The following is a 14,176-nucleotide window of genomic DNA, read 5'->3' on the forward strand; positions in this document are numbered from 1 at the left end:
AGATGTGTATAAGAGACAGGTGCGACGAGGGGCACGGTCCGGTGCTCCGCGGCCCAGACGACCGGGAGCCCGACGAGCGGGACACGCAGGTACCCGACCCCGACGACCGAGGACCGCGCGACGGCGGTCGAGTCCGGCTCCGGGTTGGCGTCGCCCTTGGTGACGAGGTCGCCGTGGGCGTCCACGTCCTGGAGCCGGTGCAGGCGCAGCACCCCGGCGTGGTCTGGGTCCGGGAAGAGCAGCACCTGACCCGCTCGGACGTCGTGGGCCGGGACCGGCTTGCTCACGACGACGTCACCGGGCAGCAGGGTGGGTTGCATGGAGCCCGTCATCACGGTGGTGGTGTGCCATCCGAGTGCGAGCGGAGCGATGCCCCAGAACACGACGCCGACGAGCGCGGCGATGACGCCACGAGCCGCGAGCACGACCGTGAACCGGAGCCATGACGACGAGCGCATCCCGATCCTCCTGTCCGGTGGGCGTGCGGTGGTGGGCGGGGACTAGAGGTTCTGGGCTTCCCAGGTGAAGCCGAGGCTGGCGGTGGCGCCCATCAGCGTCGCCGGCGCGTCGGGGGAGACGGTGTAGGTGATCTGGAAGGTCCGCGTCTCGGGCTTGGTGCCCGCGGTCTTCCAGGTGCCGAGACCGGACGCGTAGTCCTTCCGGGTCGACGCGAAGGTCGCGAGCGACCCGTCGTAGAGGGTGCCGTCGGTGCCCGTCGCCGCGGTGAACCCGTCGCAGGTGCCGTAGCCGCCGCCGGTGCCCTGCTTGACCTGCAGGGTCACGGACGAGGCCAGGGCCTTGGTCTGGGTGACGTCCTTCGCGTACATGCGGACGGCGCTCGGCAGGCTGCCGCTCGAGGTCACCGCGATGCAGTTCGTGCCGGTGGACCCGGGCTTGAGGTTCGACGCGGAGAACAACGCGCCGTTCGAGGCGTCGTTCGTCAGCGCGACCGTGCCCATCGACCAGTTGTCGGCACCGTCGGACGAGGTCGCCGAGAAGGCCGAGTAGCTCGCCGTGGAGACGGCCACACCGGCGGCGAGCAGCGCGGCGGGGATCACGGCGAGGGTGCCGAGGCGAGCGAGGGTGCGGGTAGGGCGACGCATTTCCGGGTTCCATCCTGATCATGTCACCTCGATTTTCGAGGCATCTGCGACTGTACGCCTCGATTTTCGAGTTTGTCAATCTCCGTGATGAACGGATGTCGACTAGGGTCGCCTTGTGACCGCACCTCCTCGGCGCCCCTCGACCGCCGACTTCGACCGTCTCCTCGACGAGGCCGTGGCGACCCTCTACGGCGCACAGGTCGAGCACGCGCACCTCATGCAGCACCTCGCCGTCCGGCACGGCCTGAACCCGGTCGACCTCCGCGCGCTGCAGTTCCTCGGAGCGGTCGACGACGACCGCACGCCGAAGGAGCTCGGCGGGTACCTCGAGATGGGGACCGGGGCTGTGACCGCGCTCCTCGACCGGCTCACCCGGCAGGGACTCCTCGACCGCGTCCGGAACCCCGATGACCGACGCAGCGTCCGCATCGAGCTCACGCTCGACGCGGTCGCGGTCCTCGGTTCCGTGCGGGCCGCCTACCGCGGGGTGCTCGAGAGCGCGGTGGCACCCGAGTCCTTCGAACTGTTCATCGACTTCACCGGTCGGATGGCCGATGCCCTGCGTGCAGCCGCACGCTCGGACGAGCCCGAAGACTGACGGGCCCGTCGGCGGTGGCCTGCCGTCCGCGGCAGACTGGGCGCATGGCACGGAAGACCGGCGTCACGGCGCCCCGCATCACCCTCACTGGACCGACGGACCTCGAGGACTGGACGCCCGGGCCCAGCGACGTCCTGACCGGCGACCGCATCGAGGGCAAGCGCATCGGCGTCCTCGACCTGTCCGGTGAACGGCTGCCCGACCTGGAGGTCGAGGAGTGCGTCATCGAGACCCTCCGTGCCGGTGACGCGGAGCTGCGCGGCTTCCGGATCCGGGACAGCGTCGTCGAGGTCCTCGACGCCCCCGTGCTCCGTGCCGTCAGCAGCTCCTGGCGGGAGGTCCGGATCGCGGGCGGCCGTGTCGGCTCGGCTGAACTGCACGACAGCTCGTTGGCCAGCGTCGAGTTCGTCGGCATGAAGCTCGGATTCGTCAACCTCCGCGCCTCGACGCTGACCGACGTGGTCTTCCGCGACTGCGTCGTCGACGAGATCGACATCGCCGACGCCCGACTGCTGCGGGTCTCGTTCCCGGGCAGCACCGTCCGCGAGTTCGCGGGCACGAACACCCGCATCGAGGACGTCGACCTGCGCGGCGCCGACCTCGACCGACTCGAGCGACTGGACGGCATGCGCGGCGCGACGATCGGCGGCGAGCAGTTGTTCACGCTCGCTCCGCTGCTGGCCGCCCAGGCCGGCTACCGGGTCGAGTGACGGACGCACTCACGCCCACCGACCTGCTCGGCCGTTGGGCGCTCGGGCGGAGGGTGCACGAGCGGCTCGCCGACCTGCGCGGCACCGTCACCGGCACGACCGAGCTCACCGCGGTCGACGACGACACGGTGCGCTGGCACGAGACCGGCACGATGGTCCTCGGTGACCGCACGACCCCGGTGTGGCGGACGCTGACGGTCCGACGCGGCCCGGACGGCTGCGGTCCGGACGGCCCGTGGCGGGTGTTCTTCGCCGACGGCCGTCCGTTCCACGACTGGGTGTGGGGCTCGCAGGTCGAGCACGCCTGCGCCCCCGACGATTACACGGGCCTGCTCGTCGGGACGACCGACCGGTGGAGCGTCCGCTGGCGCGCGCGCGGGCCGGCGAAGGACCTGCTCCTCGAGAGCACGCTCACCCCGCTGCGCTGAGCATCAGCGTGCCGTACCGGTACCGGTACCGGCACTGATGGCTGCCGCGACCTCCGCCCGCAGCAGGTCGCCGTGCACCATGGCCCCGGTCTGTGACCCCGCCGCGGCCGAGGCGACCACCGTGAGCATCGCGTTCGCCGCGTTGCCGGCGGCGAAGACACCGGGGACCTCGGTCTGCCCGGCCCCGTCGACCGCGAGCACCCGGCCGAACAGCACGCCGTTGGCCTCCTGGTCGACCGGCGTCAGCCCGAGTCCCGCGGCCCACTCGACCCGGGCCTCGACCCGGCTCGCTGCGGCCAGGGCATCGAGTTCGACGACGGTCCCGTCCGCCAGCTCGACCCCGGACGGTGCGTCCCCCTCGGAGAGCACGCGGACGACCGGGGTCCGCACCACCCGGATGCCACGAGCGGCGAAGCCGGCCAGGACGGTGTCGTCGAGCAGGTCGGGATCCGTCACGAAGGCCGTGACGTCGTCGCTCAGCGCCCGGAACATCTGCACCTGATGTGCACCGGCGGCAGTCGTGACGAGGACCCCGATCCGTCGGTCGCGGACCTCCCACCCGTGGCAGAACGGGCAGTGCACGACTCCGCGGCCCCACTGCTCCGCGAGGCCGGGGACGTCGGGCAGCACGTCGACCGCACCGCCGGCCACGACCACGCGGCGGGCAGTGACGACCTCGCCGGAGTCCAGGGTGAGCCGGAACCCCAGCGCGTCGTCGTCGGTGACGGGCGTGGCGGACGCGGCCACGACCCTCCCGTCCGTGACGGTGACCCCGTAGCGGGCAACTTCCTGTCGGCCGATGCGGACGAGGTCGCGGGGTGCGGTGCCCTCCTGCCCCAGCAGGTTGTGGACGCCTTCGGCAGGGGCGTTGCGGGGTTCACCCGCATCGACGACCAGGACGGAGCGGCGCGAGCGCCCCAGGATGAGTGCAGCAGACAGGCCGGCGGGGCCGCCGCCGACCACGATGACGTCGAAGTGTTCAGACATGCGGCGATCTTCGGTCGCCCGGGATCGAAGTGGCAAGTGCTGTTGCCGTTGTGGCAAGATCGGCGGCATGACATCCGATCGGGAGGCGCGCCCCACCGAACCGACGACGGCTGACGTCGTCGATGCGGTCGGCCCGCGACTCCGGGCGCTCCGCACCCGGCAGGACGTCACGCTCGCAGCACTCGCGGAGCGGACCGGCATCTCGGTGAGCACCCTGTCGCGGCTGGAGTCCGGACAGCGGAAGCCCACCCTGGAACTGCTGCTGCCGTTGGCGCGAGCGTACCAGGTGCCGCTCGACGACCTCGTCGGGGCGCCGCCGACCGGGGACCCGCGGGTGCACCTCAAGCCCGAGCGACACGGTCGCCGTGTCGTGATCCCGCTGACGAAGCGGTCCGGGGGAGTGCGGTCGTTCAAGCAGCTCATCGAGCCGAACGACCACGGCTCGGACACGACATTGAAGACCCACGAGGGCTACGAGTGGCTCTACGTGCTGTCCGGCCGACTCCGGCTGGTGCTCGGCGACGAGGTGTTCGACCTCGGCCCGGGCGAGGTCGCGGAGTTCGACACCCACACCCCCCACTGGGTCGGCAACGTCTCGACGCAGGTGACCGAGGTGCTCTGCCTGTACGGGCCGCAGGGGGAGCGGGCCCACGTGCGGTCGAAGCCCGCGCCGCGGCCGTACTGAGCGGCGGCCGCAAAACGCAACGTCGGCGTCGTCCCGCAACGCGATCGCGTTGCGTCTCGACGCCGACGTTGCGTTTTGCGGTCAGTCGACGCGGTGCGGTCAGCCGACGGCGGCGCGGTACCGCTCGAGCACCTCGGGGTGCGGGTCCGCCGGGATCGACGTCGTCGGGATCGACCAGCCGGGGAGCTCCCCGGTGACGACCCACGCCGCCTGTCGCGCAGCGCCCGCGGCGACGTACTCCCCCGGCTCGGGCACCAGGACCTCGCGGCCGAAGACCTGCGCCGCGACGACGCGGACGGCCTCGTTCTGCGCGGCCCCGCCGATGAGCAGCAGCCGTTCCACGGTGACGCCGGTCCGCTCGACCGCGGCCAGGCCGTCGGCGAGGGCGCAGAGCATGCCCTCCACCGCGGCGCGGGCCAGGTGCGCCCGGTCCGTCGTGCCGGGCGTCATACCGAGCAGCGAGGCGGTGGCGTCCGGCCGGTTCGGGGTGCGCTCGCCGACGAAGTACGGCACCAGGACGAGCCCGTCAGCACCGGCCGGCGCCTGCAGTGCCAGTCGACCGAGTTCGGCGTGGTCGACGCCCAGCAGGCCGCCGATCACCTCGAGTACCCGTGCCGCGTTGAGCGTCGTGACGATCGGCAGCCGGGTACCCGTGGCGTCCGCGAAACCCGCGACCGTGCCCGTCGGGTCCTCGATCGCGGTGTCGGTCACGCCGAACACCGTGCCGCTCGTCCCGAGGGACACCGCGACGTCGCCCGCCGCCAGGCCGAGGCCGAGTGCGGCGCCCGCGTTGTCGCCCGCGCCCGCCGTGACGACGAGCCCGCGCGGGGCCCGCGCACCGCCCGGCAGGTCGACGTCCTGCTCGAGCGTGCCCATCGCCTCGGACGGCGCGACCACGCGCGGCACGATCACCGCGTCGCCGTCGTCACCGGTCTCGGCTCCGCGCAGCGGACGCCCCAGGGCCAGTTCGAACAACTCCGGGTCGTACTCACGGCGTGCCGGGTCCCAGTAGGCGGTGCCGCTGGCGTCCGAACCGTCGGTCGCCAGGGCGTCCAGGTCCGGGCCGAGGGAGCTCTCGTCCGCCGGGCCGTAGCCGCGGAGGCGCCAGGACAGCCAGTCGTGCGGCAGCGCGACGGCGGCCACGCGGGCCGCGTGCTCCGGCTCGGCGTCGCGGAGCCAGCGGAGCTTCGTGGCCGTGAACGATGCCACCGGGACGAGACCCGTGCGGGCGACCCATGCCTCCCGTCCGAGGTCCTCGACCATCTCGGCGGCGGCGGCCGCGCTGCGGACGTCGTTCCACAGCAGCGCCGGGCGGATCACGCGACCGGCGGAGTCGAGCACGACCATGCCGTGCTGCTGGCCGCCGATGCCGATCGCGGCGACGTCGCCGAGCCCGCCGGCGTCGGCGACGGCGACGCCGAGAGCGTCCCACCAGGCGGCCGGGTCGACCTCGGTGCCGTCGGGGTGGGCGGCGCGTCCGGTCCGGACGACCTCGCCGGTGGCGGCCCGGCGGACGACGACCTTGCAGGACTGCGTGGACGAGTCGACCCCGGCGACGAGGAGGTCCTCATCGCCGGGGTCGGTCGCGCTGGAGGCGAGATCAGCCACGAGCGCCCATGAGGTGCTCGATCGCGAGCTGCTGCAGCTTGACGAAGCCGAAGCCCTTGCCGCCGAAGTACGCGTCGGCGTCGAAGTCCTCGTACGCCGAGGTGTCGGCGAGGAACGCGTCGTAGCTCTCGCCCTCGTTCAGCGTCGGCTTGGCGAGCTCGGTGACCTTGGCGCCCTCGAGCGCTGCCTGGACCTCGGGGTCGGCGCGGAAGGCCTGCGCGCGCTCCTTGAGGAGCAGGTACATGCGCATGTTCGCGGCGGCCGAGTCCCAGACGCCCGTGATGTCCTCGGTGCGGGACGGCTTGTAGTCGAAGTGACGGGGGCCGTCGTAGGCGCGGCCACCCTGCGGTGCGCCGTGCTCGAGCAGGTCGACGAGCGAGAACGCGTTCTGCAGGTCGCCGTGACCGAAGACGAGGTCCTGGTCGTACTTGATGCCGCGCTGCCCGTTGAGGTCGATGTGGAAGAGCTTGCCCGAGTACAGCGCCTGCGCGATGCCGGCGGTGAAGTTCAGGCCGGCCATCTGCTCGTGGCCGACCTCGGGGTTCACGCCGAAGAGCTCCGGGCGCTCCAGGGTGTCGATGAACGCGATCGCGTGGCCGAGCGTCGGCAGCAGGATGTCGCCGCGGGGCTCGTTCGGCTTCGGCTCGATGGCGAACTTGATGCCGTAGCCCTTGTCGGTGACGTACTGGGCGAGGAGGTTGACGGCCTCGCGGTAGCGCTCGAGCGCGGCCTGGACGTCCTTGGCGGCGTCGTACTCGGCGCCTTCGCGGCCGCCCCACATGACGAAGGTCTCGGCACCGAGCTCGGCGGCGAGGTCGACGTTGCGCAGCACCTTGCGGAGGGCGAAACGGCGGACCTCGCGGTCGTTCGAGGTGAAGCCGCCGTCCTTGAAGACCGGGGCGGAGAAGAGGTTCGTGGTCACCATCGGGACGACGAGGCCGGTCGACTCCAGCGCGCCCTTGAGGCGGTCGATCTGGGTCTGCCGCTCGGCGTCGGTCGAGCCGAACGCGAAGAGGTCGTCGTCGTGGAAGGTGAGGCCGTAGGCGCCGAGCTCGTCGAGCTTCTCGACCGCTTCGACCACGTCGAGCTGGGGGCGCGTCGGGCCGCCGAAGGGGTCCGAGCCGTTGTAACCGACGGTCCAGAGACCGAAGGAGAACTTGTCGTCGCGGGTGGGCTGCACTGCCATGGGGGTCTGCCGATCGTCGTCGAGCGGATTTGTTGTCAGCGAGAACATATGCGACGAGGGGGCCGAGCGCAACCCCCGGTCGGGCTGGAGGCCGGGGCCGGGCCCGAGCCGCACCTCCCGTCCGGCGGTCAGATGTCGTAGACCCCGTCGGCGGCCTCCCCGCCGACACCGGCCGCCCAGCCGCGACGGAGCCGTCCGGTCACGTCGCGGAACGCGGCCAGGACGTCGAGACCATCCCGCAGCATGCCCTGGAGCTGCAGTCCCTCGTAGAGCGCGAGCAGCTGGTCGGCCGCGCGCCTCGGATCGATGGTCGCGGGTTCGCGGCCGGCGAGGACGTCCTGTTCGAACAGTCCGCGCACGGTCCGGTGGAACCCGGCGTACTGGTTGCGGTAGAACGGCGCCGCCGGGTTCGCCGCGTCGGCACCGGCCGTCAGCGTGCTCACGAGCAGTCGCATCATCCGCGGGTCCGCCAGGTTCGCCGCGATCAGGCGCTCCAGGAACACGACGGCGCCACCACCACCGGCCGTCGCGAGCAGCGGTGCGATCCGGCCCTCGTGCCACCGCATCACCGCGACCGCGACCAGGCTCTCCCAGGTCGGGAACTGTCGTTGCACCACCTCCTGATCGACGCCGGCGGCTTCGGACACCGCAGCGCTGTCCGGCCGCAGCGTCTCACCGGTCCGGATCAGCTCGATCGTGACCGCGGCGATGTGCGCACGGAGCCGGGCCTGCTCCAGGTGGTCGTCGACAGCGGGGTCGTTGTCGGCTCTGGACTCGGTGTCGGGCGCGATCGCGGTGTCGGCGTCGATCTCGTCGGCGCTTCCGGCGGAGCGGGCATCGGTGGTCATCGCAGCCTCGGTTCGTCGTGAGCCCCCCGGATGGACGGGGCTGTGCACCGGCAGTATCCCGGCGGTGAGGCTCGGTCCGCGCGCCCCAGTCCTCGGGCCACGGGTCCCGGCACCTGCCCCGCACGCGCTCCGGCTGCGCTGCCCGGCGGATGCGGGGCACACCGTCGAGCTGCTCGGCGAGACCGACGTGGTCGCGCAGCCAGCCCGCGCCGGCCTGTCGGTACCGGCGCTCCTCCACAGATCCGCCGCGCAGCCTCCAGCGCTCCGATCGGCCCTGGGATACTCGGCACATGTTCATCGACCCCGCGGAACGGTCCGGCTCCCGCCCCACGCTCGAGGCCATCGCGCGCAAGGCGTCGGTGTCCCTGGCCACCGTGTCGAAGGTCCTCAACGGCCGCCCCGGCGTCTCCGAACCCACCCGGGAGCGCGTCGAACGCCTGCTCGCCGGCTCCGGCTACGCCCAGCGCGACACCCCGCCCGGTCCCGGGTCGCTCGTCGAGCTCGTCGTCGAGGACCTGGCCAGCGAGTGGTCGATCGAGATCGTCCGTGGGGTCGAGTCCGTCGCGCGGGAGCACGGGTACGCGCTGTCCCTCTCCGCGCTCGGCCCGGACCACGCCGTCGGCCAGGACTGGATCACCGGCGTCCTGCACCGACGACCCGCGGCGATCGTGCTGCAGTTCTCGGCACTCACCGCTGGCCGCCGGGACCAGCTCCGCGCTCGCGGCATCCCGTTCACGGTCGTCGACCCGGTCGGCGACCCGCCCGCCGACGTCCCCGTCGTCGGTGCGACCAACACCGCCGGGGGAGCGGCTGCGACGCAGCACCTGCTGGACCTCGGGCACGCCCACATCGCGGCGATCGCCGGGCCGATCGACATGGCCTGCGCGGTCGACCGGCTGGCAGGACACCGTGCGGCGCTCGCCGCAGCCGGACTGGAGGCGCGCCGAACCTCCGTCACGCCCGACCCGTCCGGCACACACGGTCCGTCCGTCGTCGTCGCCCGGTTCAGCCGCGAGGACGGCGAACGTGCCGCCCGTGAACTGCTGGCCGCCGTTCCCCGGCCGACGGCGATCGTCACCGGCAACGACCTGCAGGCTCTCGGCGTGCTCGACGCCGCCCGGTCGCTCGGGCTCCGGGTGCCGGGGGACCTGTCCGTCGTCGGGTTCGACGACGTCGCTCCCGCACGATGGGCACGACCCGCGCTGACGACGATCCGGCAGCCCCTGCGGGAGATGGCGGAGCGGGCCACTCGGATGGCGCTGCGGGCCACGCGGATGGCGCTGCGCCAGCACGCCGGCGTGGGCACGGACGGGCACGCCAGTGGTGCGCCGGACGAGCCGGTCCGGGTCGAGCTCGCCACGACGCTCGTGGTCCGCGACTCGACGGCCGCACCCGGGGTCGGGGCGGGGGACGAGCCTCCCGTCCGTCGCGACGCGACCGCCGTCGAGCGCCGTGACGTGACCACCGTCGAGATCGTGGGCGGACCCGAGGCGCTGCGTGTCGGACTGCACGAACACGACCCGGGCTGGGCGGTGACGTTCGCGGAGCACCGGGAGCGGATCCTCCGCGCGGTCGCACCGCTCGACGTGCAGGTCGAGCACATCGGGTCGACCTCGGTGCCGGGCCTCGCCGCCAAACCGATCGTCGACCTCGTCGTCGTCGTGCCGGACGTCACCGACGAGTCCGCGTACCTCGGGCCGCTCCTGAGGGCCGGGTACGAGCTGCGGGTGCGTGAGCCCGGCCACCGTCTGGTGCGGACGCCGACGCGAGACGTGCACGTGCACGTCTACGGACGTGGTGCGACGGCGGTCGACGACTACCTGCTGCTCCGCGACCGGCTGCGGACGGACCCGGACGACCGAGCGCTGTACGAGGCGACGAAGCGGGCGCTGCTCAGCGGGACGTGGGACGACATGAACGACTACGCGGACGCGAAGACGGACGTGATTCGTGCGGTGGTGGAACGGGCGCGAGCCGCGGCGGTGTTACCCCAGTGATGCTCGTCGCCGCTCGGCTGGTCAGGGGATCCCGCTGACAGCTGACACGAGTAAACCCTCGCCGCCACACTTGCTGGACGCTCCGTCGACCCGGCGGCGTGCAACGACGCACAGGAGGACAGCACATGACGTTCACCCTCGGCATGGTCGGTGCCGGCCAGTTCTCGTCCCACTTCGCCGCTCTGTTCCAGCTGCACCCCGGCATCTCGGCCGTGTACGCCACCGACGTCATCGAGGGCCGCGCGCAGCGGCTGGTCGAGGACCTCGGTCTCGCCGGCACGTACGCCGACCTGGACTCGATGCTCGCCGACCCCGCGATCGACGCGGTCGCCGTGTTCACACAGCGCTGGACGCACGGGCCGATCGTCGCCCGCGCGCTGCAGGCCGGCAAGCACGTGTACTCGGCGGTGCCGATGGCCGTGACGCGGGAGGAGATCGCCGAGGTCATCGACCTGGTCAGCGCGACCGGGCTGACCTACATGATGGGCGAGACGAGCCAGTACAACCCGGCGACGGTCTTCGCGCGGCAGAAGGCCGAACAGGGAGCCTTCGGCCGGGTGTTCTACGCCGAGGGCGACTACCTGCACGACATGGACCTCGGGTTCTACGACGCCTACAAGTTCAGTGGTGGTGACGACTGGAAGGCCACCGCCAGCTACCCGCCCATGTGGTACCCGACCCACGCGATCGGTGGCGTCCTCGGTGCTATGCCGCGGCACGCGACGAGCGTCAGCTGCATCGGCGTGCGTGACGACCGGGACGACGGGGTGTTCGACAAGCAGGTCAGCATGTTCGACAACGACTTCTCGAACATGACCGCACTGTTCGAGCTGGACGGCGGGGGCTCGATGCGCATCAACGAGTTCCGTCGTGTCGGCTACCCGTCGCCGATCCGCGAGAGCCGGTTCCGCTGGTTCGGCACCGAGGGCAGCTTCGAGCAGCTCGCCGCGACCTCGGTCTGGCAGGACAAGGACGGCGTGCAGGACGTCTCCGACCTGCTCGCCTCGGAGCCCGCGATCGGCCCCGACGACCCGCTGCTGGCCGACATCGCGCCGTCCCTCCGCGAGGCGTTCAGCTCCGGGCACGCGAAGGTCCACGCGACGGAGGCCGAGCGCCTCCCGGCCGAGTTCGACGTCGCCCCGGACGGACACGAGGGCAGCCACCGCTTCCTGGTCGACGACTTCGTCCGCGCCGTCGACGGCGGCACGTTGCCCACCGTCAACGCCTGGGTCGCGGCCCGGTACACGCTCCCCGGCCTCATCGCGTTCCAGTCCGCGCTGCGGGACGGCGAGCGGCTGCCGATCCCGGATTTCGGGGACGCCCCGGTGCCCGTCGGGTCACCGCTGCCGGTCCGGAGCGAGCTGTCCGGAGCATGACCGGTCGGGCGGCGTGGCCGCGTGTGCGCCGCCCTGGGCCGGCCTCTGTGCGGAGCAGGGCATGACGAACGGCACGTCGGCCCCGCGGAAGGCGACACGACGTGACGTCGCCCGGCTCGCCGGGGTGAGCGACGCCGTCGTCAGCTACACGTTGAACGGCACGGCACCGGTGGCCGCCGCCACGGCGGAGCGGGTGCTGGCCGCCGTCGAACAGCTCGGGTACCGACCGAACCAGGCCGCACGCGCCCTCCGCTCCGGCTCCGCGGACACCCTCGCCTTCCTCGTGCCCAGCAGCAGCGACCCCGTCTTCACGAACCCGTTCTTCGGCGAGTACGCGAGCACCCTGGAGGCTGCGGCCCGCGACCGCGGGTACGCCCTGTACACGACGGCCACGTCGTTCCGACCGGACGAGGTGCTCGCCCGGTTCCGCGAGTTCGCCGCGCGCCAGATCGACGGGGTGCTGGTGCTCGCGGGGGACACCGCGCTCGACAGCGTGGCGCTCGACGGCGTGGGGCTGCCGTGGATCTCCCTCAACGTCGCCAGCCGCGAGCGCGGGGTCGCGAGTCTCGGCACCGACCTCCGCGCGGGAGCGGTCGCGGCGACGACGCACCTGCTCGAGCACGGCTACGGATCGGTCGGCTTCGTGGGACAGGACGACCCGACCGAGCCCCGGTACATCGGGTGGCTGCAGGCCTGTGCGGCGGCCGGAGTGCCGGCCGGGCCGTTCGTGGCGGCCGAGGTCACCCGTCCGGGCGGTCGGGCCGCCGGACACCGCATCGCCGACGACCGGGCCCGCGTCGGCACCGGTGCGCACGACGGGGGCCACCGACCACGTGCCCTCTTCGTCGCGTCCGACCGGACCGCGGTCGGGGTGCTGCGGGCCTTCCACGAGCGCGGCATCCGGGTGCCGCAGGACGTCGCGATCGCGTCCTTCGACGGCTCGTCGGAAGCCGAGTACGCCTGGCCGGGCCTGACGACCTTCCGGCAGCCGGTCGACGAGATGGCGCGGAGCGCGGTCACGCGTCTGCTGGCGACCGACCGCGACCACGCGCACGAACTGTTCCCCGGCGAACTCGTCCTCCGACGCTCGTGCGGATGTCCGGACGACACGGTCTGAGGCCGCGCCGAGAAGCGGGCGTCAGAGGAAGCCGAGGTCGCGGCCGTCCAGGGCGTCGTTCCAGGTGGTCCGACCCTGGGGCTCCTCGGCGACGTGCAGTCCGCCGTGCCCCTGCGGGAGCCCGCAGTGCCAGCTGTCGAAACGGCTCGGGCAGCGCTCGTCACGGTCCGGTCCCGCGCGTCCGACAGGTTTCACGGAGCGGGGATCGGTAGTCGGTCGGTCGTGCATCGTCTGCTTCCTGTCGCGAGGTCCCCCTTCTTGGACGGACCGACCGGGCATTCCGTCACGAATCCGATCCGTGCGGGCGAGTCCGGGGACGACGGAGCATGCTCGGATGCGGCCGTCGACCGGACGGACGAACCCCTGGACCGGCGGAAGGTGAGGATGCGCGACGACGACCCGCTCGGCCGCGCCGAGGACTCGACGCTCGTCGTCCGCGCCGTGGACGGCGACGTACCGGCCTTCGCCGTCCTCGCCCGTCGTCACGGTCCGCTGATGCGCGTCTACGCCGAACAGATGCTCGGATCGAACGTCGAGTCCGACGACGTCGTGCAGGAGTCGTTCCTCACTGGATGGCGTCGGTTGTCGGACCTCGACACCCCCGCCCGCTTCCGGCCGTGGATGATGCAGATCGTCACCCGGAAGGCGATCGACCGCCTCCGCCGACGCCGGCACCACGACGACGTCGACGAGATCGAACCTCCCGCAGACCCGGCTCAGAGCCCGGAGCGTATCGTCGAGGCGCGGCTGCAGCTCGACGCGATGTGGGCTGCGTTGGACCGGCTCCCTGCCGACCAGCGACGCTGCTGGCTGTTGCGGGAGACGGCCGGGTACAGCTACCAGGAGATCAGCGAGGCGCTCGAGCTGCCCGTCTCGACGGTCCGAGGGCTCCTCGCTCGGGCACGGCAGTTCCTGCTCCGGGAGATGGAGGCGTGGCGATGAGCGACGACGACCAGACCCTGCCTGCCGACGTCCTGCCCGACGCCGACCTCGACGGCCACACCTTCGACGAGCTCGCGGAGTACCTGGACCGCGGGCGGACCCCCCAGGACCCGGACATCGAGTCGTCCGCCGCCTGCCGTCTCGCCCTGTCGAACATGCAGCGCCTCCGCGAGCTCTCGGTCGACGCCATGCAGCGTCGTGCCGACGCCGACCCCGACCGCGAGAACGCCTGGATCGACGGCCTGCTCACCACGATCCGGGCGGAGATCACGTCCGGACGGGACGTCCCCGTCAGCCACCCGGACCCGCGGCTGCGGCTCGTGCTGACCGAGGCCGCGGTCCGCAACCTCATCCGCCGCGCCGGTGACACCACCGGCGGGATCGTGATGGGACGGTGCACCTTGACCGGTGACGTCTCGACCCCGGGCACGCCGATCACCGTCGACCTGACCGCGGCCATCGCCTACGGCCAGGTCGCCGAGCAGACCGCCGACCGCCTCCGACGTCGCGTGGCGGACGTGCTCAGCCGTCACACCGAACTCGTCATCGAGCAGATCGACGTCCGTTTCGACGACGTCTACGTCCCCTAGG

Annotated in this window: 16 protein-coding genes; 9 read left to right on the forward strand and 7 right to left on the reverse strand. The window is 72.3% G+C overall.

Annotation, left to right across the window (positions count from 1 at the left end; genetic code table 11):
- Both DEI89_RS14650 and DEI89_RS14655 read right to left on the reverse strand, forming a co-directional pair.
- Window positions 1-458: signal peptidase I (locus tag DEI89_RS14650; protein ID WP_110904852.1), on the reverse strand; the 458-nt coding region annotated here is incomplete at its 3' end.
- 42 nt (window positions 459-500) lie between these two features.
- The gene (locus tag DEI89_RS14655) at window positions 501-1,103 is read right to left on the reverse strand and encodes a hypothetical protein (RefSeq protein ID WP_110904799.1); all 603 of its coding nucleotides are present in this window, start codon (window positions 1,101-1,103) and stop codon (window positions 501-503) included.
- 115 nt (window positions 1,104-1,218) lie between these two features.
- On the opposite strand from DEI89_RS14655, the gene DEI89_RS14660 reads away from it, so the two are divergent.
- Genes DEI89_RS14660 through DEI89_RS14670 form a run of 3 tightly spaced genes read left to right on the forward strand, consistent with a single transcriptional unit; the run spans window position 1,219 to window position 2,839 of the window.
- Window positions 1,219-1,701, forward strand: a complete 483-nt coding sequence (locus tag DEI89_RS14660) for a MarR family winged helix-turn-helix transcriptional regulator (RefSeq protein WP_258366325.1) — start codon at window positions 1,219-1,221, stop codon at window positions 1,699-1,701.
- 44 nt (window positions 1,702-1,745) lie between these two features.
- Window positions 1,746-2,411 (forward strand): pentapeptide repeat-containing protein, encoded by a 666-nt coding sequence (locus DEI89_RS14665; RefSeq protein WP_110904800.1) that lies wholly within the window; start codon window positions 1,746-1,748, stop codon window positions 2,409-2,411.
- The gene (locus tag DEI89_RS14670; protein ID WP_110904801.1) at window positions 2,408-2,839 is read left to right on the forward strand and encodes a DUF6314 family protein; all 432 of its coding nucleotides are present in this window, start codon (window positions 2,408-2,410) and stop codon (window positions 2,837-2,839) included. Before DEI89_RS14665 ends, DEI89_RS14670 begins: the two co-directional genes overlap by 4 nt.
- Before the next feature lie 3 nt (window positions 2,840-2,842).
- On the opposite strand, the gene DEI89_RS14675 is transcribed toward DEI89_RS14670, so the two are convergent.
- Window positions 2,843-3,826 (reverse strand): NAD(P)/FAD-dependent oxidoreductase, encoded by a 984-nt coding sequence (locus DEI89_RS14675; RefSeq protein WP_110904802.1) that lies wholly within the window; start codon window positions 3,824-3,826, stop codon window positions 2,843-2,845.
- Between the two features lie 67 nt (window positions 3,827-3,893).
- On the opposite strand from DEI89_RS14675, the gene DEI89_RS14680 reads away from it, so the two are divergent.
- A complete protein-coding gene (locus tag DEI89_RS14680; protein WP_110904803.1) occupies window positions 3,894-4,511 on the forward strand; it encodes a helix-turn-helix domain-containing protein in 618 nt (205 codons plus the stop codon).
- A gap of 99 nt (window positions 4,512-4,610) precedes the next feature.
- On the opposite strand, the gene xylB is transcribed toward DEI89_RS14680, so the two are convergent.
- From xylB to DEI89_RS14695, 3 genes are all read right to left on the reverse strand, one after another.
- Window positions 4,611-6,119 carry a xylulokinase gene (xylB, locus tag DEI89_RS14685; protein WP_110904804.1) on the reverse strand — a complete coding sequence of 503 codons (1,509 nt, stop codon included), beginning with the start codon at window positions 6,117-6,119 and terminating at the stop codon, window positions 4,611-4,613.
- On the reverse strand, window positions 6,112-7,305 hold the full coding sequence (gene xylA, locus DEI89_RS14690) for a xylose isomerase (RefSeq protein ID WP_110904805.1): 1,194 nt from the start codon (window positions 7,303-7,305) through the stop codon (window positions 6,112-6,114). Before xylA ends, xylB begins: the two co-directional genes overlap by 8 nt.
- A 128-nt stretch (window positions 7,306-7,433) precedes the next feature.
- Entirely contained in the window at window positions 7,434-8,153 is a 720-nt protein-coding gene (locus DEI89_RS14695) for a TetR/AcrR family transcriptional regulator (protein WP_110904806.1), read from the reverse strand.
- Between the two features lie 290 nt (window positions 8,154-8,443).
- Between DEI89_RS14695 and DEI89_RS18265 the strand changes: the two genes are divergently transcribed.
- The 3 genes from DEI89_RS18265 to DEI89_RS14710 all read left to right on the forward strand — a co-directional run bounded on the left by DEI89_RS18265 (window position 8,444) and on the right by DEI89_RS14710 (window position 12,643).
- Entirely contained in the window at window positions 8,444-10,150 is a 1,707-nt protein-coding gene (locus DEI89_RS18265; RefSeq protein ID WP_181421680.1) for a GrpB family protein, read from the forward strand.
- Window positions 10,151-10,275: 125 nt separating this feature from the next.
- Window positions 10,276-11,526: a Gfo/Idh/MocA family protein gene (locus DEI89_RS14705; protein WP_110904807.1), complete on the forward strand. Its 1,251-nt coding sequence runs from the start codon at window positions 10,276-10,278 to the stop codon at window positions 11,524-11,526.
- Window positions 11,527-11,587: 61 nt separating this feature from the next.
- Window positions 11,588-12,643: a LacI family DNA-binding transcriptional regulator gene (locus DEI89_RS14710; RefSeq protein WP_110904808.1), complete on the forward strand. Its 1,056-nt coding sequence runs from the start codon at window positions 11,588-11,590 to the stop codon at window positions 12,641-12,643.
- A 21-nt stretch (window positions 12,644-12,664) separates the two neighbouring features.
- On the opposite strand, the gene DEI89_RS17850 is transcribed toward DEI89_RS14710, so the two are convergent.
- On the reverse strand, window positions 12,665-12,838 hold the full coding sequence (locus tag DEI89_RS17850; protein ID WP_181421681.1) for a hypothetical protein: 174 nt from the start codon (window positions 12,836-12,838) through the stop codon (window positions 12,665-12,667).
- Window positions 12,839-13,027: 189 nt separating this feature from the next.
- On the opposite strand from DEI89_RS17850, the gene DEI89_RS14720 reads away from it, so the two are divergent.
- Together DEI89_RS14720 and DEI89_RS14725 are read left to right on the forward strand one after the other, a co-directional pair.
- Window positions 13,028-13,585 (forward strand): RNA polymerase sigma factor, encoded by a 558-nt coding sequence (locus tag DEI89_RS14720; RefSeq protein WP_110904854.1) that lies wholly within the window; start codon window positions 13,028-13,030, stop codon window positions 13,583-13,585.
- Window positions 13,582-14,175, forward strand: a complete 594-nt coding sequence (locus DEI89_RS14725) for a hypothetical protein (RefSeq protein WP_146236817.1) — start codon at window positions 13,582-13,584, stop codon at window positions 14,173-14,175. Before DEI89_RS14720 ends, DEI89_RS14725 begins: the two co-directional genes overlap by 4 nt.
- Window position 14,176: the final 1 nt, after the last annotated feature.

It is taken from the genome of Curtobacterium sp. MCBD17_030 (genome assembly GCF_003224255.1).
Lineage (GTDB): Bacteria > Actinomycetota > Actinomycetes > Actinomycetales > Microbacteriaceae > Curtobacterium.

What these genes read in the sequence shown, in the direction of transcription:
- DEI89_RS14665 (WP_110904800.1), top strand. Translation starts at nt 1,746, where the DNA reads ATGGCACGGAAGACCGGCGTCACGGCGCCCCGCATCACCCTCACTGGA.
- DEI89_RS18265 (WP_181421680.1), top strand. Translation starts at nt 8,444, where the DNA reads ATGTTCATCGACCCCGCGGAACGGTCCGGCTCCCGCCCCACGCTCGAG.
- DEI89_RS14655 (WP_110904799.1), bottom strand. Translation starts at nt 1,103, where the DNA reads ATGCGTCGCCCTACCCGCACCCTCGCTCGCCTCGGCACCCTCGCCGTG.
- DEI89_RS14710 (WP_110904808.1), top strand. Translation starts at nt 11,588, where the DNA reads ATGACGAACGGCACGTCGGCCCCGCGGAAGGCGACACGACGTGACGTC.
- xylA (WP_110904805.1), bottom strand. Translation starts at nt 7,305, where the DNA reads ATGGCAGTGCAGCCCACCCGCGACGACAAGTTCTCCTTCGGTCTCTGG.
- DEI89_RS14680 (WP_110904803.1), top strand. Translation starts at nt 3,894, where the DNA reads ATGACATCCGATCGGGAGGCGCGCCCCACCGAACCGACGACGGCTGAC.
- DEI89_RS14675 (WP_110904802.1), bottom strand. Translation starts at nt 3,826, where the DNA reads ATGTCTGAACACTTCGACGTCATCGTGGTCGGCGGCGGCCCCGCCGGC.
- DEI89_RS14695 (WP_110904806.1), bottom strand. Translation starts at nt 8,153, where the DNA reads ATGACCACCGATGCCCGCTCCGCCGGAAGCGCCGACGAGATCGACGCC.
- DEI89_RS14720 (WP_110904854.1), top strand. Translation starts at nt 13,028, where the DNA reads ATGCGCGACGACGACCCGCTCGGCCGCGCCGAGGACTCGACGCTCGTC.
- DEI89_RS14705 (WP_110904807.1), top strand. Translation starts at nt 10,276, where the DNA reads ATGACGTTCACCCTCGGCATGGTCGGTGCCGGCCAGTTCTCGTCCCAC.
- DEI89_RS14725 (WP_146236817.1), top strand. Translation starts at nt 13,582, where the DNA reads ATGAGCGACGACGACCAGACCCTGCCTGCCGACGTCCTGCCCGACGCC.